Here is a 699-nt window from a genome sequence, read left to right as displayed (position 1 = left end):
CAGGAACATTTGCTTTTTCTAAGTAGCTAGCTGGAACGTCAATATGGTCTTTAATATTTTTAGTGACTGAGTCTTTGACTGCTTCTTTTGAAATAAGGCCATTCATGTCAACCGTCACATTTTTTGTCGCAACAAGATTGCTTAAATCTGCTTTTCCATCTTTGGCACCATAGACCTTGACAGTCGCTTGGTAAGTGCGAGTTCCGTTAGCACGAAGTTGGTCGAGAAGGGCTTGCCCGCCTTTACCTGTAGTATTGCCGTTCAAATCCACTTCGTAGAAGTATTGACCTTTGGCCAAGCCTTCAAGTGGCAAGAGCGCTGGGTTTTTAGCTGTACCATTGTCGGACCAAGGAGCCTTGTCAGAAGATTTGAGCAAGAGACGCGTCAACATACCATCTCCACCGAAAGCTTCATAAGGGATGACTTGGTTAACACCCGCCAAGAATGGACCAGGAACATTTGCTTTTTCTAAGTAGCTAGCTGGAACGTCAATATGGTCTTTAATATTTTTAGTGACTGAGTCTTTGACTGCTTCTTTTGAAATAAGGCCATTCATGTCAACCGTCACATTTTTTGTCGCAACAAGATTGCTTAAATCTGCTTTTCCATCTTTGGCACCATAGACCTTGACAGTCGCTTGGTAAGTGCGAGTTCCGTTAGCACGAAGTTGGTCGAGAAGGGCTTGCCCGCCTTTACCTG

1 protein-coding gene is annotated in these 699 nt (G+C 44.1%); it reads right to left on the bottom strand.

Features of this window, described 5'->3' with window-relative positions:
• Positions 1-699: SSURE domain-containing protein (locus D8791_RS10250; protein WP_185760599.1), on the bottom strand; the 699-nt coding region annotated here is incomplete at both ends.

The sequence above is a fragment of the Streptococcus cristatus genome, assembly GCF_003943515.1.
Classification (GTDB): Bacteria; Bacillota; Bacilli; order Lactobacillales; family Streptococcaceae; genus Streptococcus; species Streptococcus cristatus_D.
Note: the sequence above shows the minus strand (reverse complement) of the source record. Positions and strands in the feature narration are given on the sequence as shown.